The following is a 21,935-nucleotide window of genomic DNA, read 5'->3' on the forward strand; positions in this document are numbered from 1 at the left end:
CCTCAGCGGATGCGCGCCGCCGTGATCCGGGGGAAGTGGATCAGCAGGTCGTACCCGGTGGAGAGACGTGCCTGGTGCACGGCGTCCGACCACGGGTACGCCGTCCCGATGCCCCGGGTCGGCCGGGGGGTGGCGAGCCAGTCCCGTGCGGCCGGCGTCGCGCGCCGCATGTCCAGGTAGAAGGCGGTCGGCGAGACCCGGTCGAGGGTGTGGGCGTTGCTGTCCGGGCCGAGTGTGCCGACGGTGAACGGGCGGAGCGGCTCACCGGGTGCCTCGGTGTCGTGCGCGTTGAACGACCCCTGCCCGAAGGAGGCGCCGACGCTCACGTAGTCCCGGCCGAGCGCGTCCCGCAGGAAGGCGCCCTGGATCCGCGGGTAGTGGTCGGGCTTCGGGGTCTCGTAGCCGACGTGCCCGTTGTGCGCGGAGAGCACGATCCGGTCGCCGGTCTGCCGCTGCCACCACACGGTGTTCTCGGCCATGACCCGGTCGCGGTAGAGCATCGCCGCGGCGACGCCCCCTTCCGTCTCCATGTCGTGGGCGTACTCGGTGCCGACCTGGGCGATGGCCCGCGCGTGCTGCACCGCCCACCGGGCCGCCTCACGCGCCCGGGGCTCCTTCTCGGGCCGCTGCCGCTCCAGGAGGGCGAGCGCCGCGTTCACATCGGCGGCCATCCGCTGCCGCTCGGGGCGCGGCTTGGTCATGTACCCCTTCATCCAGGCCGCGACCTCGCCCGTGGGGCGCGAGCTCCGGTACAGCTCCTGGAAGCGGGGGAGGAGCGCGGGATGGGTGCGGGCCACGTACGAGGTCACGTGGTCGAAGAGGTTCGCGCCCGCGTAGCCGAGGTCGTTGCCCATGAAGCGGACCTGGTGGTCGGGGTGGAGCTGGTTGTGCCGCCGCATCCAGCGGAAGAGGTCGAGGTACTCCTCGGTGTTCCAGAGGCGGTACGACTCCTGGAACTCGTCCCGCATGATCGCCCGGATGTCGCCGCGCCCCGTGCGCACCCACTCGTCGACGAGCAGCCCGGTGGACCAGTTGGCCTCCAGGGCGAAGGTGGTGAAGCCCTTGCGCTCCACCAGGTGCTCGAAGATCCGGTGCTTGGCGGTGAAGAACTCCGCCGAGCTGTGGGTGGCCTCGCCGACGCCGACGACCTTGGCCGAGCCGATCATCCGGTCGAGCGGCCGGAGATCGGTGAACGGCTGTGCGGTGCGGGCGAGTTCGCGGGCGGGGTCGGGAGCGGCCGGGGGCCCGGCGGCTCCGGCGGCGGGCGCCAGGGAGCCGAGGCAGGCGGCGAGCAGGAGTCCTACGAGGGGCAGTCGACGTCGTACGGAGGTGCCGGAGAGGTTCATGGGGTCAAGCCTGGTCGGCGGGACATTCCACGGACATACCCTCTGCACCCCTGTCGATCATGGGGAAAACCCCACCCCCGCCCTGCTCGCCGCTCGGTCGGCCTCGCCTCAACCGCCCTCAGCGGTACAGCAGGTACTCCCTCCGCACCGCCCGGAAGGCCGCCAGGTCCGCCTGCCACGCCCCGACGACCTCGTCCACCCCGGCGCCGGCGTCGATCAGCGTCCGCACCCGCGTCGAACCCGTCAGCTTGTCGATCCAGTTGTCCGCCCGCCAGGCGAAGCCGGACCACGAGCTCCGGGCGGTCACCAGGAGCCCGATCCCGGTCCGCACCGGATCGAAGGACTCCCGGTCGTGGACGTGCAGCTGCACGCCGCCGACGGTCTTCCCCTGGAACTTGGAGAAGGTCGGCGCGAAGTACGCCTCGCGGAAACGGACGCCGGGCAGGCCGAGCGCGTTCGCCGCCTCCGCCCATCGCCGGTCGATCCCCTCCGCGCCGAGGAGTTCGAAGGGGCGGGTGGTGCCCCGGCCCTCGGAGAGGTTGGTCCCCTCGAAGAGGCAGGTGCCGGAGTAGACGAGCGCGGTCTCCGGCGTCGGCATGTTGGGGCTGGGCGGCACCCAGGGGAGTCCGGTCGCGTCGAAGAAGTCCGTCCGCCGCCAGCCCGTCATCCGTACGGTCTCCAGGGCGACCGGCGTCGCGAGGAACTCGCCGTCGAAGAGGCGGGCCAGCTCGGCCACCGTCATGCCGTGCGCCTGCGCGATCGGCTCGCGTCCGACGAAGGTGGCGAACGCCCGGTCGAGGACGGGGCCCAGCGCGGCCCGCCCGGTCACCGGGTTCGGCCGGTCCAGGACCACGAACCGCTTCCCGGCGAGCGCGGCGGCCGCCATGCAGTCGTACAGCGTCCAGATGTAGGTGTAGAAGCGGGCGCCGGCGTCCTGGATGTCGAAGACGACCGTGTCTACGCCGGAGGCGGTGAAGACGTCCGCGAGCGGCCGCCCGCTCTTCAGGTACGTGTCGTAGACGGGCAGCCCGGTCGCCGGGTCGTCGTACCGCCCCTCCGAGCCGCCCGCCTGGGCGGTGCCCCGGAAGCCGTGCTCCGGGCCGAAGACGGCCACCAGGTCCACCCGCTCGTCGGCGTGCATCACGTCGACGATGTGCAGGGCGTCCCGGGTGATGCCGGTCGGGTTGGTGACGACGCCGACGCGCTCCCCGGCGAGCAGCGCGTACCCGTCGTCGGCGAGGCGCTCGAATCCGGTCCGTACGCGCGCGTGTCCGTGCGGCCGCTCCTCCGCCGAGGCGGTCGGCGCGCCGGCCGCCACCGCCCCGAGGGCGCCCCCGGCGGCCAGCAGACTCCGTCGCGACAGGCCCATGCGAAACCTCCTCGATCGCCGTCCCCGGCCGGGGCGCGTGACATGGGCACGCACGCTAGCGGTCCTGATCGCCCACGGGAACGAGGCATGCGGTCGACACTCTTCCGTCTTTCCATACCGACTGGTTAGTCTGTTCGCGTCGTCACTGGTCATCACAGTCGTCACAGGTCATCAGAGTCACGGATCGTCACAGGTCGTCGAGCGGAGAGGTGGGTCCATGAGCGAGGGCACGAACCAGGTCCAGGGCGCCGGAGTCGTCGTCACGGGAGCGGGCGGCGGCATCGGTGCCGCCCTCGCGCGCCGGTTCGCGGCCGAGGGAGCCCGGGTCGTCGTCAACGACCTCGACCCCGTCCGCACCAAGGCGGTCGCCGAGGAGATCGGAGCCTTCGCCGTCCCCGGTGACGCCTCCGCCGTCGTCGACGAGGCCCGCGAGGCCCTCGGCGGCGCCGTCGACATCTGGTGCGCCAACGCCGGCCTCTCCTCGCCCGGCGACGCCTTCGCCGACGAGGACGTCTGGGCCGCCGCCTGGGACGTCAACGTCATGGCCCACGTCCGCGCGGCACGCGCCCTGCTTCCCGACTGGCTGGAGCGCGGCGGCGGCCGCTTCGTCTCCACGGTCTCCGCCGCCGGGCTGCTCACCATGATCGGCGCGGCGCCGTACAGCGTCTCCAAGCACGGCGCGTACGCCTTCGCCGAATGGCTCTCCCTCACCTACCGGCACCGCGGCCTCGCCGTCCACGCCATCTGCCCGCAGGGCGTCCGTACGGACATGCTCACGGCCGCCGGAACGGCCGGCGAACTCGTCCTCGCCCCCACCGCCATCGAGCCCGAGGACGTCGCCGACGCCCTCCTCGACGCGATCTCCGCCGACCGCTTCCTCGTCCTGCCGCACCCCGAGGTTGCCGGTTACTACCGCAACCGCGCCACCGATCCGGAGCGCTGGCTCGGCACCATGAACCACGTCCAGCAGACCTGGGAGACGGGCACGCGCTAGCCGGGCCCGATCGGATGCGAAGATCTACCGGCGGGAACGCGTTCCCCTGACCGAAAATCATCACGAGAACGACCACCGAGAACGACCACCAAGGAAGGCGGCGGAGCATGGCCAGGACGACGGACGGGAGCGGCACACCCGTCCCCCAGAGGCTCCTCGCCGCCGCCACCCGGCTCTTCGCGGAGCAGGGGTACGACCGCACCTCCGTCCAGGAGATCGTCGAGGCCGCCGGGGTCACCAAGGGTGCGCTCTACCACTACTTCGGTTCCAAGGAAGACCTCCTCCAGGAGGTCTACTCCCGCGTCCTGCGTCTCCAGCAGGAACGCCTCGACGCCTTCGCGGACGCCGACGCGCCCATCGGGGACCGGTTGCGCGACGCCGCCGCCGACGTCGTCGTCACCACCATCGAGAACCTCGACGACGCCGCCATCTTCTTCCGCTCCATGCACCACCTCAGCCCGGAGAAGAACAAGCAGGTCAGGTCGGAGCGGCGCCGCTACCACGAGCGGTTCCGCGCCCTGATCGAGGAGGGGCAGCGGGCCGGGGTGTTCTCCTCGGCGACCCCCGCCGACCTGGTCGTCGACTACCACTTCGGCTCGGTGCACCACCTCTCCACCTGGTACCGCCCGGACGGCCCGCTCACCCCCGAGCAGGTCGCCGGCCACCTCGCCGACCTCCTGCTCCGGGCCCTGCGGCCCTGAGGCCCGGACACCCGGAACCCTTCGGGGTATAACTGGCCCCGTGGACGGGGTGGTCGGGGTGCACGGGGCGGACGGCGCGGCCGGGATCGGCCGCAGGCTCGTCGTCGTCGGCACCGGCACCTACCGACACCTCCCCGAACTCCCCTTCGTCCCGGAGGAGTTGCGTGCCGCCGTCGACGTCTTCGGCGGACTCGGCTACCGCGTCGAGGAACGCATCACCGACGCCGACCTCACCACCACCCGGGACCGGCTCCGCGACTGGGCCTACCGCACCGACGGCACCGGCACCGCCGTCGTCCTCTACTGGACCGGCCACGGCATCGGGGACCCCGGCCGGCACTATCTGCTCTGCGCCGACAGCCACCCCGACCGGCTCGTCGGCACGGCGCTCGCCGCCGAGGACCTCACCCGCTACGTCCTCGCCTCCGGCGCCGAACGGGTCCTGCTCGTCATCGACACCTGCGAGGCGGGACAGGGCGGCGCCGACGCCACCGCCATCGCCGAGGGGCTGCGCGCCGCGCTCCGGCAGGGTGCCGCCGAGAACCTCGGGGGGCGCCCCGGCCCCGAGGGGCGCCGGCTCACCGACTTCGCCGTGATCGCCGTCGCCCGCGCCGGGGAGGCCGCCTCCCCGATGGTCTTCGCGTCCGCCCTCGAAACGGCCCTCCACCGGCTCTCCGTCTCCCACAAGCAGCAGTACCTCTCCGTGAGCCAGGTCGTCGACACCGTCAACGACATCTACGGAAGTGCCCGGATCCGCCAGACGGCCCGCGCGCTCGTCGAGAGCGAGCGCCACTCCTTCTTCTCCTTCGAGAACACCGGCTACCGCCCCGAGGCCCGGTACGACGAGGGGGACGTCGCCGAACTCGCCGCCCGTCTCGCCCGCACCGGCCCCGAGGCCCGGCGCAGGCGCGCCGACCTGGAGAACCACTTCGCCCCGCGCGGCCAGGGCTTCGAACACACCGCGCCCGGACGGCACGGCTCCTACTTCGTCGGCCGCACCGACGAACTCGACCGCATCGGCCACTGGCTCGCCCACGGCGACCGCCGCGGGCGCCGGGGCCTGGTCGTCACCGGCGGCCCCGGCGTCGGCAAGTCCGCCCTGCTCGGCAAGCTGCTGCTGCGCTCCGCCGCCCGTACGGCCAGGATTCCCGCCCCCACCGCGATCCACGCGCGGCACCGCTTCCTCGAAGACCTCGTGGCCGCCGTCGCCGACGCCGCGGGGATCACCGCCCCCACCCCGCAGGCGCTCCTGGGCGCCCTCGCGGCCCGCAGGGCCCCGCTCCACCTGATCGTCGACGCGCTCGACGAGGCGGGGGAGGCCCACGGCGACGACACCGAGGCCCGGCGGATCGCGAAGGTCCTGCTGCGCCCCCTGCTCCGCGTCCGCTGCGTACGGCTCCTCGTCGGCACCCGCCCCCATGTCCTGGACGCCTTCGACGGCGAACCGGAGGTCATCGACCTCGACGACGTGCGGGAGAGCAGCGCCCGGGACGTCGCGCACTACGCCCGCCGGCTGCTCCAGGCCCCCGACGGCCCGGGGAGCGAGGGCCCGTACGACGACGCCACCGCGGTGACGGTCGCCCGGGAGATCGCCGCCCGCGCCCACGGAAGCTTCCTCTCCGCCCGTATCGCCGCCCGCCACCTGGGCCACGCCGCCCGCGCCGTCGACACGACCGCCCCGGACTGGCGCACCCACGTGCCGGAGGTCGGCGAGACCCCCGGCCTGACCTTCCTCCGGGTGGTCCGCCATCAGCTGGGCCCGGACCGGGAGCGGGGGCTCGCCCTCCTCGCGGCCCTCGCCCTCGCGGAGGGCCCGGGCCTGCCGCCGGACGCCGTCTGGCGGGCGACGGCGGGGGCGTGCGCCGGCGAGCCGGAGAACAGGCGGGGGACCAGGCGGGAGACCGGACAGGAGAACGGGCGGGCGACCGGGCGGGCGACCGGACAGGAGACCGGGCGGGAGGGCACCGCCTTCACCTGGGACGACATCGCCTGGCTGCTCGAAGCCGTCGGCGAGCACCTGGTCGAGGAACTCGACGCCGACGGCCGCTCCGTCTACCGCCTCTACCACCAGGCGTACGCCGAGGCGTTGCGCACCACCGTCGACCCCGGAGCCCGCTCCCGCGTGGCCCACGCGCTCGCCGGGCTCGTTCCCGAGGGACCGGACGGACCCGACTGGGCCGCCGCACCCCCGTACGTACGCCGGCACCTCGCCGAGCACGCCGAGGGCACCGACCTGCTCGACGAGCTCGCCCTCGATCCCGCGTTCCTGCTCGCCGCCGGGACCTCCGCGCTCCAGCGCGTCCTCAACCGGGCCACGACCGAGCCCGCCCGGGCCGCCGCCCGCGCCGTCGGCCACTGCGCGGCCCTCCTGCGCGCCCGCGCCGACCACGGCACCCGGGCCGCCCAACTCCGGCTCTCCGCCTTCCAGTCCGGTGCCGACGAACTGGCCGCCGCCGTCCGCCGCCGCTACCCGGACCTGCCCTGGGACACCGAATGGGCCGAGGTCGCCCCCGTCCCGTACACCACCATCGGCACCTTCGCCGCCGGGCTCCCGGGGGCCGACGTCGTCCCCGTGCACGGGCGCCCCGTCCTCGTCACCGCCGAACGCGACGGGCCGGTCCGGGCCTGGGACACCGAGGGCGGCGAACTCCTCGCCGAACTCCCCGACGACCTCGGCCCGATCACCGCCGTCCACGGCTGCCCGACCCGGCCCTGGGCCGCACTCAGGACCGCCGAACGGATCTGGGTCTGGGACGTGGAGACCCGCGACCTGATCGGAGCGGTCGCCGCGCCGCCCGACACGGTGGACTGCGCCCTGGCCGAGGTGGGCGGCGCCTGCCTGGTCGGCGCCCTCGACCGGAAGGGCACCGTCACCCTGGCCGGCGCGTCCGGCGACACGGCCCCGCTCACCCTGCGGTCCGGGCCGGTGCTGCACCTCGGACGTCCGTTCGACGCCACCCGGCTCGCCGTCGAGCGCCACGGCCGGGTGCTGCGCGTCGCCGCCACCCGTGACCAGTGCGGCGACGCCCCACGGCGCCGCGTCCGGCTGACGGTGTGGGAGCTCAGGGGCGAGTCCCCCGAAACCCTGGCCCTCCACCGGGTGCTGCGCCACACCCTGCGAGGCCGGGCGACCTCCGCCCTCGCCCTCCGCGGGGGCGGTGTGGTCGCCGCGGCCACACGCACCGACGTGGCGAGTGCGGGCGACACCAGACCGTTCGTCACCGAGCCGGACGGCCTGCGCGTGGTCGAGTGGAGAGGGCACGTCCCATGGACCGATCCGCTCCTCGCGACCGTGGCGGGGGCCGATACGGGGAAGGACGTCCGGGACGGGGACGGGCGCGTCCCGACGGCCGCGGCGGAGGAGGGCCCGATGTGCTTCTTCGCGTCAGGGCCGGTCGTGACCGCCCAGGACGCCCGTGGCGCCGTCGTCGGCGCGACGCGCACCGACGCGCCGGTCCAGCGGCTCCTGGCGGCCGGGCACGGACCGGACGGACCCCGGCTCGTCTCCCTCGGCGCCGCTGCCCGGTCCGCCAAGGTATGGGATCTCGGCCCGCCGCCCGAGGGCGGTGACAAGGCGGGTCGCCTCCCGACGACCGTCGGGACCGGCCTCTACGACGGACGGCCCGTCGTGGTCGTCCACGACGCCTCCGGAGCCCGGCTTCTGGACGGCGCGACCGGCGAGCTGCTGGACCGCGCCGAGGACGGCGAGCGGGGTTCGGCCGTCGGAGCCCTCACGGGCGCCCCGGTTCTGCGCTGGGACCTGGTCCGTAGGTGGCGGGACCCCGTCGAGGTCGGGGTGTGGACCGCCGGAGCCCGGGTGCGGCTCTCCGAGGTACGCAAGTTCGCCCACGCCCACCCGGTGCCGGGCGACGGAGCGCCGCGCTTCGTCGCCGATGTGGGGCCCGTCCGGGGCGCCCACAGCATGCTCGCCCTCCACGCGGCCGACGGCCCGGAGGGGCCGACCGTCCGCACCGAACTCCAGGTGCTCACCGAAGTCCGGATCGTGCCCGACGGCGACCGGATCGTCGTCTCCGTGGTCGGGGACCGGTACTACGCCGGCACCGACGACAGCGGCATCTCCTCGCCGCCGCCCCGATCCTTCCTCCTGGTGCGGTCATTGCCGGACGACACGGTCCGGTTCACCACGGAGGTGACCTCCGCCACCGTGGGCCACGACCTCGGCCACTGGCCGGAAGGCCCGGTTTTCGGTCTCGTCACGCCGGACGGGGACCTCGCCGTCCTGACCCGGTTCCCCCGCACCGCGGGCGAGCAGACGGGGGAGCCGGATGTCGTCCCCCGCCCCGACCGTGTCCCGGTCACCGCCCTGCGGCTGCAGACCAGGCACGGCCGCCCCACGGTCCTGACGGCCGGGGCCGACGGCGGACTGACGCTGTTCGACGCCGAGACCACCGAGATCCTGCACCGGATCTTCCTGGGCGGGGAGATCCTGCGCCTGGAGTGGCTCGACGACGAACGCCTCTGCGTCCACACCTCGACGGGGATCCTCTGCCTCCGTCTCGGCTGAACGCCCTCGACTACAGGTACTTCTTCAGTTCCCGCCGCGCCAGCGACCGCTGGTGCACCTCGTCCGGGCCGTCCGCGAGCTTCAGCGTCCGCGCCGCCGCCCACAGTTCGGCCAGCGGGAAGTCCTGCGAGACCCCGCCCGCCCCGTGCGCCTGCACGGCCTTGTCGATGATGTCGACCACCGCGCGCGGGGTCGCGATCTTGATGGCCTGGATCTCGGTGTGCGCGCCCCGGTTGCCGACGGTGTCCATGAGCCAGGCCGTCTTGAGGACGAGGAGCCGAAGCTGCTCGATCTGCACCCGGGCGTCGGCGATCCAGTTCTGCACGACGCCCTGCTGGGCCAGCGTCTTGCCGAAGGCGGTACGGGAGACCGCCCGGCGGCACATCAGCTCGACGGCCCGCTCGGCCATGCCGATGAGCCGCATGCAGTGGTGGATGCGGCCGGGGCCGAGCCGGGCCTGCGCGATGGCGAAGCCGCCGCCCTCCTCGCCGATGAGGTGCGAGGCGGGGACCCGGACGCCGTCGAAGATCACCTCGGCGTGGCCGCCGTGGGAGTGGTCCTCGTACCCGTAGACCTGCATCGCGCGCCGCACCTCCACGCCGGGGGTGTCGCGCGGCACGAGGATCATCGACTGCTGCCGGCGGGGGTCGGTCCCGTCGGGGTCGGTCTTGCCCATCACGATGAAGATCTTGCAGTCGGGGTTCATGGCCCCGGAGATGTACCACTTGCGGCCGTCGACGACGTACGATTCGCCGTCCCGCCGGATCCGGGTCTCGATGTTCGTCGCGTCGGAGGAGGCGACCTCCGGCTCCGTCATCGCGAACGCCGAGCGGATCTCACCCGTGAGGAGCGGCTCCAGCCACTGCTTCTTCTGCGCCTCGTCACCGAACTGGGCGAGCAGCTCCATGTTCCCGGTGTCGGGGGCGGCGCAGTTGAGGGCGGTCGGGGCCAGCTGCGGGCTGCGGCCGGTGATCTCGGCGAGCGGCGCGTACTGGAGGTTCGTCAGCCCGGCACCGTACTCCGCGTCCGGCAGGAAGAGGTTCCAGAGGCCCTGCCGCTTGGCCTCGGCCTTCAGCTCCTCGACGACCGGCGGGGTGTCCCACGGCGAGGCGAGCAGGGCGCGCTGCTCCTCGGCCGTCCGTTCGGCCGGGTACACGTGCTCGTCCATGAAGGCGAGGAGCTTCTCGCGGAGTTCCTCGGTGCGCGCGTCGTAGGCGAAGTCCATGGCGGTTCAGCCCTCCTGAAGGGTGGTCAGGCCGTGCTCGATGAAGACGGGGACGAGTTCGCCGATGCGGTCGAAGCCCGCGCCGACCGTCTGTCCGAGGGTCCAGCGGTAGTGGATGCCCTCCAGGATCACGGCGAGCTTGAACCAGGCGAAGGCGGTGTACCAGGCGAGGGCGGAGGTGTCGCGGCCCGAGCGGGCGGCGTAGCGCTCGACCAGTTCGGCCGCGGTCGGGTGCCCGGGGGCCGTGGCGGTGGTGGAGATGGGGGAGTCGGGCAGGTCGAGCGGCGTGCTGTACATGACGAGCAGGCCGAGGTCGGTCAGCGGGTCGCCGAGGGTCGACATCTCCCAGTCGAGGACGGCCCGGATGCGGTCGTCCCCGTCGATGAGGACGTTGTCGAGGCGGTAGTCGCCGTGGATCACGGTGGGCGCCGGAGAGACGGGCAGTGCGCGGCCGAGGGCGGCGTGCAGCTCTTCGATCCCGGGGAGTTCACGGCCGCGCGAGGCGTCGAGCTGCTTGCCCCAGCGCCGCAGCTGCCGGTCGAGGAAGCCCTCGGGGCGCCCGAAGTCGGCGAGCCCGACGGCCGCCGGGTCCACGGCGTGCAGATCGACGAGGGTGTCGACCAGGCCGAGGACGGCGGCACGGGTGCGCTCGGGGCCGAGCGGGGCGAGTTCCGCGGCCGAGCGGTACGGCGTCCCGTCGACGAACTCCATGACGTAGAAGGGCGCCCCGAGCACGGAGTCGTCCTCGCAGAGCAGCAGCGTCTCCGGCACGGGCACGTCCGTGGCGTGCAGGGCGCTGATGACCCGGTGCTCGCGCCGCATGTCGTGGGCGGTGGCGAGGACGTGGCCGAGCGGCGGCCGGCGGACGACCCAGCGACCGGTGCCGTCGGTCACGACGTACGTCAGGTTCGACCGGCCGCCTTCGATCAGCCGGGCTTCGAGGGGGCCGGACACCAGGCCGGGGCGCTCGCGGTCGAGGAAGCGGCGCAGCTGCTCGGGGTCGAGGCCTGGCGGCGGGGCGGAACTCATACGTGCGTACCTCCGGATCGGCTTCGGTCGGCGTTCATGATGACCGACCAGTCGGTATGTCGTCCAGAGGGGAGTCGTGAAAGCGTCCCGCGCCCTCTGGCCACCGGTCCTGTCCATGAATAGGGTTCACATATGGATGCGAAGCTGATCGTCGACGAAGTCCGGCTGACCCCGATCCTCATCTCCGACCCGCCTCTCCTCAACGTCCAGGGGGTTCACCAGCCGTACACGCCCCGCCTCGTGGTCGAGGTGATCACCCGGGGCGGTGTGAGCGGTCTGGGGGAGACGTACGGCGACGGTGTCTACCTGGACCTGGCGCGCCCGCTGGCCGAGGCGCTCCCGGGACGGGCGGTCACGGATGTGAATGATCTCTTCGCGCTTGCGGAGGCCACCGATCCGGGTCCCCGCTCCGGCTCCGGCTCCGGCGACGAAGGCGCCTCCGAAGCCGGCGTCGACGCGGGCGGTCTGCGCGGCGTCCGTACCGCCGACAAGCTCCGCCTCTCCGTGGTCTCCGCCTTCGAGACCGCGTGCCTCGACGCCCTCGGCAAGACCCTCGGCCTGCCCGTCCACGCCCTCCTCGGCGGCAAGGTCCGCGACTCCGTCGAGTACAGCGCCTACCTCTTCTACCGCTGGGCCGCCCACCCCGCCGGCGGCCCCGTCGACGACTGGGGCGCGGCCCTGGACCCCGCCGGCATCGTCGCCCAGGCCCGCCGCTTCGACCGCGCCCACGGCTTCCGGTCCTTCAAGCTCAAGGGCGGGGTGTTCCCGCCGGAGCAGGAGATGGCGGCGATCCGAGCGCTGGCGGAGGAGTTCCCCGGCCGTCCGCTCCGCCTCGACCCCAACGGCGCCTGGTCCGTGGAGACCTCCCTCTCCGTCGCGCGCGAACTCAAGGACGTGCTGGAGTACCTGGAGGACCCGGCGAGCGGCACCGACGCGATGGCCGAGGTCGCCGCCGGCACCGAGGTCCCGCTCGCCACCAACATGTGCGTGACCACCGTCCAGGAGATCCCGGAGGCCTTCGCGAAGGGGGCGGTACGGATCGTCCTCTGCGACCACCACTACTGGGGCGGCCTCGGGCGCACCCGCGAACTCGCCGCGCTCTGCCGGACGTACGGTGTCGGCCTCTCCATGCACTCCAACACCCATCTGGGCATCAGCCTCGCCGCCATGACCCAGGTCGCCGCCACCCTGCCCGAACTCCACCACGCCTGCGACACCCACTACCCGTGGCAGACCGAGGACGTCGTCACCACCCGCCCCGTCTTCCGGGACGGGCGGCTCACCGTCTCCGATGCGCCCGGTCTCGGCGTCGACCTCGACCGGGACGCGCTCGCCGCCCTGCACCGCCGCTGGCTCGACGACGACGGCACCCTGCGGGACCGCGACGACGCGGCGGCGATGCATGCGGCGAACCCCGAGTGGCGGCCCCGCCGTTGGTAGTCGCTCGTGGGCGATGGTCCCGCGGGGTGCGGGCGCCCCCCCCGGAGTCCGGGGGAGGGTGGGCGCAAGGGACGGCGCCCTCGCGGGCGCTTGCGCCCCTCGCTCCCTCCCGCACCATGCGGCCTCGCACCGGGCCGCCGTCCGCCACCGGCTACGCGTGGCAGGCCACCGGCACCCCGCCGTTCATCGCCGCCATGTCGCCGAAGACCGCCACCGGGTCGAGCGGCGACGCCTCCGGCAGGCCGGCCAGCTCGGCATGGGCCCGGTGCAGGTTGGCGACCAGGCGCTCGCTCTCCCGCCACGCGGCGAACTCGCCGAGCTCCGCCCGCCGCGCCGTCTCCAGGGGCGTCGCCCCCTTGGCGTACCCCTCCGCCGCGATCTCCCGCACCCAGCGCAGATACCGCTCGGTCGCGTCGTACGCCGAGGGGTCGGTCACCCGGCCGTGCCCCGGGACCACCGTCGGCGCGTCCAGCGAGCGCAGCAGGTCGAGCGCCCGCAGCGACCCGGCCAGCGAACCCATCGGCAGGAAGGGCGTCCCGCCGTGGAAGACCAGGTCACCGGTGAAGACGATGCCCTGCTCGGGGAGGTGCACGATCGAGTCGCCCGTGGTGTGCGCGGGCCCCGGATGGATCACCCGCACCTCGATCCCGCCGACGTACAGCGTCATGCGCTCGTGGTACGTGACGGACGGCGCCACGATGTCGATCTTCCCGAAGTCGGTCTGCGGCCACAGCAGATGGAGCTGGTGCCCGGCCGCGAGCTGCTCCCTCCGGCAGTTCTCGTGGCCGACGATCCGCGCCTCCGGCAGGAACACCCCGTTGCCGTAGGTGTGGTCGCCGTGGTGGTGGGTGGAGACGATCGTCCCCGGCAGGGGAAGACCCGCCGCGAGGACCGCCTCCCGGAGCAGCCGCGCCCGGCGTTCGGTGGCGGCGGTGTCGACGAGCAGCGTCTCGCGCGCGTCGCCGAGGAAGCCGGCGTTGTTCAGGCACCAGCCGCCGTCGGGCTGGAGGAAGGCGTGGACGTTCGGCGCGAGCGTGACCACGTGGGGAGCGTAGGCGTCGTAGGAGTCGGTGGCAGACATAGGGATTCCCCCGGTTGAGAGGCGTGAGGGCCCGATCGGACAGGGAAGAGTCTCCCCGGCTTGCGGGCCGACAGTGCTGCATCGAGGGTCGGAGTATGAAGGCGATCAGCTACCGCCGGTACGGCGGCCCCGAGGTCCTGGAGTACGGCGAGCTGCCCGACCCCAAGATCGGCCCCGACGCGGTGCTGGTCAGGGTGCGGGCGGCCGCGGTCAATCCGGTCGACTGGAAGTGCCAGGCCGGGTACCTCGACGGGATGATGGACGCGGTCTTCCCCGTGATCCCCGGGTGGGACGTCTCCGGTGTCGTCGTCCGGCCCGGGGTCTCCGTCACCGAGTTCGCCGAGGGCGACGAGGTCATGGGCTACGTCCGCGAGGACTTCCTCTCCCGGGGCACGTTCGCGGAGTACGTCGCCGCCCCCGTCCGTACCCTCGCCCGCAAGCCGCGCTCGGTCGGCTTCGAGGAGTCCGCCGCCCTGCCGCTCGTCGGTCTCACCGCCTACCAGGCGCTCCACCAGCCCCTCGCGGTCGGCCCCGGCGACACCGTCCTCGTGCACGCGGCGGCCGGCGGGGTCGGCTCCATGGGGGTGCAGATCGCCCGCCACCTCGGTTGCCGGGTGATCGGCGCGGCGCGGGAGGCCGGCCTGGAGCGGGTCGCGGAGCTCGGCGCCGAACCGGTCGTCTACGACGAGGCGACCTTCGCCGACCAGGTCCGCACCCTCGCCCCGCAGGGCGTCGACGCCGTCCTCGACACCATCGGCGGACCGTTCCTGCGGATCTCCGCCGGGCTGCTGGCGGCCGGCGGCCGGCTCGCCTCCATCGCCGACGGCGAGGTCCTCGCCCTCGGCGGCCGCTACTTCTGGGTCCGCCCCGATCCCGTCGACCTCGCGGCCCTCGCGGACCTGGTCGACGACGGCGTGCTGTCCGTACGGGTGGCCAGGGCGTTCCCCCTGGAGCAGGCGGCGGACGCCCAGCGCGCCAACGCCGCGGGCGGCCTGAACGGCAAGGTCGTCGTCACCGTCCCCTGAGGCCTCCCCGGCGGTGCTCCGGCCGGCCGGCTCACCAGATCATCGCCGCCCCGCAGACGGCGAGCGCGATCGTGCAGCAGGCCGCGAGCAGCGCGCCCCGGTGGGAGAGGGGCTGCGGCCGGGCCGGGCTGAGAGCGCGGATCCGGCGGTGGGCGACGGCCAGGAACCCGATCCACACGAGCGCCGACAGCGCGAGCCCGGTGATCCCCACGGCCGTGATCTCGTCGCTCACGGCCAGCTTGACGGCGAGCACCGCCACCACCGTGCACGACAGGGTCGTCCGCCGCCACGCGAGCCGGGTCCGTTCCGGCTGGAGCCCGGGATCACGCGCGTCGATCCCGGAGGCGGTCTCCGTCACCGCCCCGCCCAGCCGAAGAGCACGACCACGACCATCGCGACCGCCACCACCGCCACGACCAGACTCAGCACCGCCGGGAAGCGGGACCCCGGAAGGTCCTCGCCGCGCCGCATCGCCCGCTCGCAGCGCACCCAGTGGTTCACCGCCCGCAGCGCGCACAGCACCCCGGCCGCGAGCAGCGCGAGCGCGAGCCCGACCCGGACGCCCCAGCGCAGGTCCGGCAGGAACTGGTCGACGGCGAAACCGCCACCGACCAGGGCGAGCGCGGTCCGGATCCAGGCCAGGAAGGTCCGCTCGTTGGCGAGGGAGAACCGGTAGTCGGGGGTCTCTCCCTCGTCCCGGATCCGCTGCGGTGCGAACCACAGCCGCAGGCTCTGTACGAAATCGCTCACACGCGCACCCTAACGTTCGCTTGAGGGGCCCGCCGGGTGCCCTCGGGCCCGCCGCCACCGGTCGGGCACGGCCCGTGCCCCACCGGGCCCGGCCCGCGCGAGTGATCAGCCCGCCGGCCGCACCCCGCCGCCCCCGTGCTCCCGCAGCCGCTCGTACGCCGCGAGCCCGTCCGGCACCCACGCCCATTCACCGAGCCGCGCCGCCAGTTCCTCCTCCGTCAGGAAGGAGTGCCAGGCGACCTCCTCCACCTGCGGGTTCACCGGCAGGTCGCACCGCACCTCGTAGACCGCCGACCACCACTTGCCGGCCACGCCCGCGGAGTCGTACAAGAACGTCAGGACGGGCTCGGGCCGGGGCAGGCCCCGCACCCCCAGCTCCTCCTCGGCCTCGCGCAGCGCGGCCTCGTCGTAGGACTCGCCGGCGCCGACGACCCCGCCGACGAACATGTCGTACATCGACGGGAAGACCAGCTTGGTCGGCGTCCTGCGGTGCACGAAGATCCGGCCCTCGGCGTCCCGGACCCGGATGAAGACGCAGCGATGGATCAGTCCGCGCGCGTACACCTCACCGCGCGGGGCCTGCCCGATCACCCGGTCGTGCTCGTCGACGACATCGAGAATCTCTTCAGCGGCGCTCATCCCGCCATCCAAGCAAACCGCCTGGGCCGCGGGTCACTGCCCCACGACGTACGCGGGTCACTGCCCCATGACGTACTTGACCGTCGGCCCGGTGGTCCAGCCGCCGTCCACCGCCAGCTCCGCGCCCGTCACGTACGAGGCGGCGTCCGACAGCAGGAAGACGACCGCGCCGGCGATCTCGTCGGCCTCCCCGACCCGGCCCATCGGCGTGTTCGGGTACCTGCCCTCGCCGCGCTCGATGCCCACGGAGGCCGTCATCGGGGTGTACGTCATGCCCGGGTGGACCGAGTTGACGCGGATCCCCGCCGTGCCGAGCTCCACCGCGCCGATCTTCGTCAGCCCGCGCACGCCCCACTTGGAGGCGCCGTATCCGGCGGTCAGCGCCAGGCCCATCAGGCCCGCCGCCGACGAGATGTTGACGATGGAGCCGCCGCCGACCGCCCTCATCGCCGGTATCGCGGCCTTCATGCCGATGAAGACACCGGTCAGGTTGATGTCGAGGACCTTGCGGAAGTGCTCGACGGACTCGGTCTCCAGGAACGCGCCCGTGGAGACGCCCGCGTTGTTCACCAGGCCGTGCAGCCCGCCGAACTCCGCCACGGCGTACGCGACGGCCGCCGCCCACTCCTCCTCGGAGGTCACGTCGTGGTGGAGGTACCGCGCCCGCTCGCCGAGCGCCTCGGCGGTCGCCCTGCCCTCCTCGTCGAGCACATCGGTGACGACGACGTTCGCGCCGGCCGCGACCGCCTGCCGGGCGGCCTCCGCGCCCAGACCGCGGGCACCGCCGGTGATGAGGACGGTCCTGCCGGTGAGGTCGTTCATGAAAGGTCCTTTCGGGGGAGGTGCGCCTGCTCCGGCTGCGCGGCATGCAGCAGGGCGGTGGTGGTCTCGACCAGGTCGGCGAGGAAGAGCGCCTCACCGGTGAGGGGTTCGGTGCCGTCGAGGTACTGCCGCGCCCGGTCGGCCATCGCCGCGCCCACCACGGTCAGCGCCAGGTCGAGGCGCTCCAGGAGCAGGGGCTCGGGCAGGCCGTCGGCGGCGAGCCGGTCCGCGATCCGCTCGATCAGACGCCAGTAGCCGGTGCCGGCGAGCGTGGGATGGGGGGTCCGGGTGCGGACACCGCTCTCGTGGCTGAGCTGCGCGGAGATCCGCAGGCAGCGGCGGCCCCGGTCGGTGCGCAGCTCACTGGCCTCGGCCGTGACGAGGGCGCCGACCAGGGCGTGCGTCTCGTCGGGGGCGGCCGCGAGCAGCGGGGCGAGCACGCCCTCCGTACGAGCCTGCCGGCCGGCCATCACGGCGTCGAGCAGCCCGGCGCGCGAGCCGAAGTGGTACTGCACGGCGGAGGGGTTGGCCTGCCCCGCGCGGCTCACGATGTCCCGCAGCTGCGCGCCGTGGACGCCTTGGGCGGCGAAGAGTTCCTCCGCCGCGCGGATCAGTCTGTCCCGGGTCTCGGGCCCCGATGTCCTCGCCATGCACTCATATTAATGCTCGGCATTAGAAAACGGGAGGGAGGTGTGCGTCACGACGGAACGGCGAAAAGGTTGACTCGATACATCCGTGTATCCAAGATGCGGTCCATGTCCTACGACGCAGATGTGATCGTGATCGGGGCGGGCCTCGCCGGCCTCGTCGCCACCGCCGAGCTGGTCGACGCCGGCCGCACCGTGATCCTCCTCGACCAGGAACCCGAACAGTCCCTCGGCGGCCAGGCCCACTGGTCCTTCGGCGGTCTCTTCCTCGTCGACTCGCCCGAACAGCGCAGGATGCGCGTCAAGGACAGCCATGCCCTCGCCCTCCAGGACTGGTACGGCACCGCCGGCTTCGACCGGACCGAGGACCACTGGCCGAAGAAGTGGGCCGAGGCGTACGTCGACTTCGCCGCCGGCGAGAAGCGCTCCTGGCTCCACGCGCGCGGGGTGCGGTTCTTCCCCGTCGTCGGCTGGGCCGAGCGCGGCGGCTACGACGCCAACGGCCACGGCAACTCCGTCCCCCGCTTCCACATCACCTGGGGTACCGGCCCCGGCCTCGTCGCCCCCTTCGAGCGGAAGGTCCGCGAGGGCGTCGCCCGCGGCCTCGTCCAGCTCCGCTTCCGCCACCGGGTCACCGCCCTGGGCCGCACCGCCGGAGCCGTCGACACCGTCACCGGCGAGATCCTGGAACCCTCCACCGCCGAGCGCGGCGCCGCGAGCACCCGCACGGCCACCGGCGCCTTCGAACTGCGCGCCCAGGCGGTGATCGTCACCTCCGGCGGCATCGGCGGCAACCACGAGCTCGTCCGCGCCCAGTGGCCCGAACGCCTGGGCACCCCGCCCGCCAAGCTGCTCTCCGGCGTCCCCGCCCACGTCGACGGCCTGATGCTCGGCATCGCCGAGAAGGCCGGCGCCCACCACATCAACCGCGACCGGATGTGGCACTACACCGAGGGCATCGAGAACTGGAACCCCATCTGGGCCAAGCACGGCATCCGCATCCTCCCCGGACCGTCCTCGCTGTGGCTGGACGCGACCGGCAAGCGGCTGCCCGTCCCGCTCTTCCCCGGCTTCGACACCCTCGGCACCCTCGAACACATCATGCGGACCGGCCACGACCACACCTGGTTCGTCCTCGACAAGCGGATCATCGGCAAGGAGTTCGCCCTCTCCGGCTCCGAGCAGAACCCCGACCTCACCGGCAAGTCCGTCCGCGACGTGATCGGCCGCGCCCGCGCCGATGTGCCGGGCCCGGTCCAGGCGTTCATGGACAAGGGCGTCGACTTCGTCGTCGAGAACGACCTCTCCGCCCTCGTCCGGGGCATGAACGCGCTCACCGACGAGCCCCTCATCGACGAGGAGGCCCTCCGCCGGGAGATCACCGCCCGCGACCGCGAGATCGCCAACCCCTTCACCAAGGACCTCCAGGTCACGGCGATCCGCGGTGCCCGCAAGTACCTGGGCGACAAGCTGATCCGCACGGCCGGCCCGCACCGCATCCTCGACCCCAAGGCGGGCCCGCTGATCGCCGTCCGCCTCAACATCCTGACCCGCAAGTCCCTCGGCGGACTGGAGACCGACCTCGACTCCCGCGTCCTCACCGAGGGCGGCGAACCCCTGGAGGGCGTGTACGCGGCGGGCGAGGCGGCCGGCTTCGGCGGCGGCGGAGTCCACGGCTACCGCTCCCTGGAGGGCACGTTCCTCGGCGGCTGCATCTTCTCGGGCCGCGCGGCGGGCAGGGCGGCGGCCAGGGCGGTGAGCTGACGAACGGCACCCCGCCGGCGCGGGGTGACGGAGTGACGGAACGCGTACCGCTCACCCCTGGGGGCGCGTCTCCACCACCCTGAACCGCTCCACCACCACCATCGTCGCGTCGTCCACCACGAACCCGGGGTCTCCCAGCCCCTCCCGCATCTCCGCGCTGTGCCAGAAACGTTCGTGCGCCTCCCGCCAGTCCGCGACCGACAGGAAGCCCTCGCCCTCGTCGAGCGCGAGCCGCAGGTCCGCCGCGCCCAGGGGAAGGACCTCGACCTCCGTGATCTCCACGACCGCCACCTCGCGACCGTCCGAGTCGATGAGCGCCGAGCGCTCCCCCGCCTCCGGCAGCTCCTCGTTCTCGACCTCGTACTCCACGAGGAGCCCCGTCGTGGCGACCTTCTCGCCGGAGAGGACCGCCGCGACGAGCCGGTCCCGCAGGGGTCCCGGGAAGGCGAGGAGGAAGGGCTTGAGCGCGTGAGGGCCGGTCATGGCCGACAGTCTGTCAGCCACGACCGGCCCTCGGAGGCGTGTCGGAAGCGCCGGGCTACAACACCAGCGACAGCAGCAGCACGAACCCGATGCCGACGACCGAGATGATCGTCTCCATCACCGACCAGGTCTTGATCGTCTGGCCGACGGTCATCCCGAAGTACTCCTTCACCAGCCAGAACCCGGCGTCGTTGACGTGGCTGAAGAAGAGCGAACCCGCGCCGATCGCGAGGACGAGCAGCGCCGTCTCGCTCGTGGACATGCCCTCCGCCAGCGGAGCCACGAGGCCCGCCGCAGAGATCGTCGCCACCGTCGCGGAGCCCGTCGCCAGCCGGATCGCGACGGCGATCAGCCAGGCCAGCAGCAGAGCCGGAATGGACCAGTTCTCGGAGAATTCCAGGATCATCTGGCCGACGCCGATGTCGATCAGCGTCTGCTTGAAGCCGCCGCCCGCGCCGACGATCAGCAGCACGCCCGCGATCGGGGCGAGGGACTTCTCGACGGTCGTGGACAGCCGCTCCTTGGTGAAGCCGGCCGCGCGGCCCAGGGTGAACATGCCGACGATGACGGCCGCGAGCAGCGCGATGAGCGGGGAGCCGATGACGTCGGTGACCTTCTGGACGCCGTTCTCCGGGTCGTCCACGACGATGTCGACGAGCGCCTTCACCAGCATGAGGACGACGGGCAGCATCACGGTCGCGACGGTGATGCCGAAGCCGGGTCGCTTCTCCAGGCCCTCGGAGGGACGCACCGGAATCATGTTCTCGGGGGCCGGGATGTCGACCCACCGGGCCGCGTACCGGGAGAACACAGGACCGGCGATGATCACGGTCGGTATCGCGACGACGAGACCGAGGGCCAGGGTGACGCCCAGGTTGGCGCCGACCGCGTCGATCGCGACGAGCGGGCCGGGGTGCGGCGGGATGAGGCCGTGCATGACGGACAGTCCGGCGAGGGCGGGGATGCCGATCCGCATCAGGGAGTAGTTGCCGCGCTTGGCGACGAGCAGCACCACCGGGATCAGCAGCACGATGCCGACCTCGAAGAAGAGCGGCAGGCCGATCACCGAGGCGATCAGGACCATGGCCCAGGGCATCGCCCGGCCGCTCGCCTTCGCCAGGATGGTGTCGACGATCTGGTCGGCGCCGCCCGAGTCCGCGAGCAGTTTGCCGAGGATCGCGCCGAGGGCGATCAGGACGCCCACGCCGGCGACGGTGTTGCCGAGGCCGGTGGTGAACGACTTGATGGTGTCCGCGAGCGGAGCACCGGCGAACGCGCCGAGAGCGAGCGACCCGATGGTCAGCGCCAGGAACGCGTGCAGCTTGAACTTGGTGATGAGCACGACGATGACGGCGATGCCGGCGAGTACGGCGATGCCGAGCTGGGCGTTGCCTGCCGAGGTGATCGGTTCGGCGGCATCCGCTGCCAGGATCTCGACGCTGAGACTGGTCACGCTGGTGTCCTTCGTACGAGCGGGGGAACGGGGGACGGGGGCGGGGATCAGCCGGCGAGGCCGCGCAGCGCGGCGGCGGCCCGGGCGGAGATCTCCTCGGGGGTGCCGGAGACGTCGACGGCGACGCCGGCCTCGTCCTCCTGCAGCGGCTGCAGGGTGGCGAACTGGGAGTCGAGGAGCGCCGTCGGCATGAAGTGGCCCTTGCGGGCCCCCATGCGCTGCTCGATCAGCTCCCGGTCACCGGTCAGATGAAGGAAGACCACACCGGGGGCCGCGGCGCGGAGCCGGTCCCGGTAGCTGCGCTTCAGCGCGGAGCTGCTCACCACACCGCCGAGCCCGGCCCGGTCGTGCGCCCAGACGCCGATGGCGTCCAGCCAGGGCTCGCGGTCGCTGTCGTCCAGGGGGATGCCGGCCGACATCTTGGCCACGTTCGCCGCCGGATGGAAGTCGTCGCCCTCGGCGTAGGGAAGGCCGAGGGCTTCGGCGACCAGCGGGCCGATCGTGGTCTTGCCGGTCCCGGCGACGCCCATCACGACGACGACCGTCCTCGTCCTGGGCTGGGGGGTGGTGCTCATGGGTGGTGCCTCGCTGTCTTCTTCGACATCGATCCGTCGCGCCCATGAAACCCATTGGGTACGACGT

19 protein-coding genes are annotated in these 21,935 nt (G+C 73.1%); 6 read left to right on the forward strand and 13 right to left on the reverse strand.

Going from position 1 to position 21,935, the window contains the following annotated elements; genetic code table 11:
* Positions 1-2: 2 nt before the first annotated feature.
* Together IF00_RS0108380 and IF00_RS0108385 are read right to left on the reverse strand one after the other, a co-directional pair.
* On the reverse strand, positions 3-1,346 hold the full coding sequence (locus IF00_RS0108380; protein WP_030315874.1) for an erythromycin esterase family protein: 1,344 nt from the start codon (positions 1,344-1,346) through the stop codon (positions 3-5).
* Between the two features lie 118 nt (positions 1,347-1,464).
* Positions 1,465-2,715, reverse strand: coding sequence for an exo-beta-N-acetylmuramidase NamZ family protein (locus IF00_RS0108385; protein WP_030315876.1), 1,251 nt, complete (start codon positions 2,713-2,715; stop codon positions 1,465-1,467).
* Between the two features lie 217 nt (positions 2,716-2,932).
* Here IF00_RS0108385 and IF00_RS0108390 point away from each other — a divergent pair, with 217 nt between their 5' ends.
* From IF00_RS0108390 to IF00_RS0108400, 3 genes are all read left to right on the forward strand, one after another.
* Positions 2,933-3,709, forward strand: a complete 777-nt coding sequence (locus tag IF00_RS0108390; RefSeq protein ID WP_030315879.1) for an SDR family oxidoreductase — start codon at positions 2,933-2,935, stop codon at positions 3,707-3,709.
* A gap of 107 nt (positions 3,710-3,816) precedes the next feature.
* Entirely contained in the window at positions 3,817-4,410 is a 594-nt protein-coding gene (locus IF00_RS0108395) for a TetR/AcrR family transcriptional regulator (RefSeq protein ID WP_030315881.1), read from the forward strand.
* Between the two features lie 40 nt (positions 4,411-4,450).
* The gene (locus IF00_RS0108400; RefSeq protein ID WP_030315883.1) at positions 4,451-8,935 is read left to right on the forward strand and encodes an NACHT domain-containing protein; all 4,485 of its coding nucleotides are present in this window, start codon (positions 4,451-4,453) and stop codon (positions 8,933-8,935) included.
* A gap of 10 nt (positions 8,936-8,945) precedes the next feature.
* Here IF00_RS0108400 and IF00_RS0108405 read toward each other — a convergent pair whose 3' ends face one another.
* Together IF00_RS0108405 and IF00_RS0108410 are read right to left on the reverse strand one after the other, a co-directional pair.
* The gene (locus IF00_RS0108405; protein ID WP_030315885.1) at positions 8,946-10,160 is read right to left on the reverse strand and encodes an acyl-CoA dehydrogenase family protein; all 1,215 of its coding nucleotides are present in this window, start codon (positions 10,158-10,160) and stop codon (positions 8,946-8,948) included.
* A 6-nt stretch (positions 10,161-10,166) separates the two neighbouring features.
* Positions 10,167-11,189, reverse strand: a complete 1,023-nt coding sequence (locus tag IF00_RS0108410) for a phosphotransferase (RefSeq protein ID WP_030315887.1) — start codon at positions 11,187-11,189, stop codon at positions 10,167-10,169.
* Between the two features lie 132 nt (positions 11,190-11,321).
* Between IF00_RS0108410 and IF00_RS0108415 the strand changes: the two genes are divergently transcribed.
* Positions 11,322-12,629, forward strand: a complete 1,308-nt coding sequence (locus IF00_RS0108415; RefSeq protein WP_030315889.1) for an enolase C-terminal domain-like protein — start codon at positions 11,322-11,324, stop codon at positions 12,627-12,629.
* Positions 12,630-12,780: 151 nt separating this feature from the next.
* Here the strand turns inward: IF00_RS0108415 and IF00_RS0108420 are convergent, their stop codons facing one another.
* Positions 12,781-13,710 carry an MBL fold metallo-hydrolase gene (locus tag IF00_RS0108420; protein ID WP_030315891.1) on the reverse strand — a complete coding sequence of 310 codons (930 nt, stop codon included), beginning with the start codon at positions 13,708-13,710 and terminating at the stop codon, positions 12,781-12,783.
* A 95-nt stretch (positions 13,711-13,805) separates the two neighbouring features.
* Between IF00_RS0108420 and IF00_RS0108425 the strand changes: the two genes are divergently transcribed.
* Positions 13,806-14,735 (forward strand): NADP-dependent oxidoreductase, encoded by a 930-nt coding sequence (locus IF00_RS0108425; RefSeq protein ID WP_030315893.1) that lies wholly within the window; start codon positions 13,806-13,808, stop codon positions 14,733-14,735.
* Positions 14,736-14,766: 31 nt separating this feature from the next.
* Here the strand turns inward: IF00_RS0108425 and IF00_RS0108430 are convergent, their stop codons facing one another.
* The 5 genes from IF00_RS0108430 to IF00_RS0108450 all read right to left on the reverse strand — a co-directional run bounded on the left by IF00_RS0108430 (position 14,767) and on the right by IF00_RS0108450 (position 17,596).
* Positions 14,767-15,093 carry a DUF202 domain-containing protein gene (locus IF00_RS0108430; RefSeq protein WP_030315895.1) on the reverse strand — a complete coding sequence of 109 codons (327 nt, stop codon included), beginning with the start codon at positions 15,091-15,093 and terminating at the stop codon, positions 14,767-14,769.
* Positions 15,090-15,485 carry a YidH family protein gene (locus tag IF00_RS0108435; protein WP_030315896.1) on the reverse strand — a complete coding sequence of 132 codons (396 nt, stop codon included), beginning with the start codon at positions 15,483-15,485 and terminating at the stop codon, positions 15,090-15,092. The genes IF00_RS0108430 and IF00_RS0108435 overlap by 4 nt, the downstream gene beginning before the upstream one ends.
* 105 nt (positions 15,486-15,590) lie before the next feature.
* The gene (locus IF00_RS0108440; RefSeq protein WP_037637770.1) at positions 15,591-16,124 is read right to left on the reverse strand and encodes an NUDIX hydrolase; all 534 of its coding nucleotides are present in this window, start codon (positions 16,122-16,124) and stop codon (positions 15,591-15,593) included.
* 57 nt (positions 16,125-16,181) lie between these two features.
* Complete coding sequence (locus IF00_RS0108445) at positions 16,182-16,946, reverse strand: glucose 1-dehydrogenase (protein WP_030315900.1); 765 nt, start codon at positions 16,944-16,946, stop codon at positions 16,182-16,184.
* Positions 16,943-17,596 carry a TetR/AcrR family transcriptional regulator gene (locus tag IF00_RS0108450; RefSeq protein ID WP_051819997.1) on the reverse strand — a complete coding sequence of 218 codons (654 nt, stop codon included), beginning with the start codon at positions 17,594-17,596 and terminating at the stop codon, positions 16,943-16,945. The genes IF00_RS0108445 and IF00_RS0108450 overlap by 4 nt, the downstream gene beginning before the upstream one ends.
* Positions 17,597-17,701: 105 nt before the next feature.
* Between IF00_RS0108450 and IF00_RS0108455 the strand changes: the two genes are divergently transcribed.
* Entirely contained in the window at positions 17,702-19,357 is a 1,656-nt protein-coding gene (locus IF00_RS0108455; RefSeq protein ID WP_030315904.1) for an FAD-binding dehydrogenase, read from the forward strand.
* A 51-nt stretch (positions 19,358-19,408) separates the two neighbouring features.
* Here the strand turns inward: IF00_RS0108455 and IF00_RS0108460 are convergent, their stop codons facing one another.
* The 3 genes from IF00_RS0108460 to IF00_RS0108470 are packed head-to-tail and all read right to left on the reverse strand — an operon-like array spanning position 19,409 to position 21,868.
* Positions 19,409-19,840, reverse strand: coding sequence for an ASCH domain-containing protein (locus IF00_RS0108460; protein ID WP_030315906.1), 432 nt, complete (start codon positions 19,838-19,840; stop codon positions 19,409-19,411).
* A gap of 55 nt (positions 19,841-19,895) precedes the next feature.
* Positions 19,896-21,293 (reverse strand): GntT/GntP/DsdX family permease, encoded by a 1,398-nt coding sequence (locus IF00_RS0108465; RefSeq protein ID WP_030315908.1) that lies wholly within the window; start codon positions 21,291-21,293, stop codon positions 19,896-19,898.
* A 47-nt stretch (positions 21,294-21,340) separates the two neighbouring features.
* A complete protein-coding gene (locus IF00_RS0108470; RefSeq protein WP_030315910.1) occupies positions 21,341-21,868 on the reverse strand; it encodes a gluconokinase in 528 nt (175 codons plus the stop codon).
* Between the last annotated feature and the right edge of the window lie 67 nt (positions 21,869-21,935).

The sequence above is a fragment of the Streptomyces flavochromogenes genome (genome assembly GCF_000717595.1).
In the GTDB taxonomy this organism is placed as follows: domain Bacteria; phylum Actinomycetota; class Actinomycetes; order Streptomycetales; family Streptomycetaceae; genus Streptomyces; species Streptomyces flavochromogenes.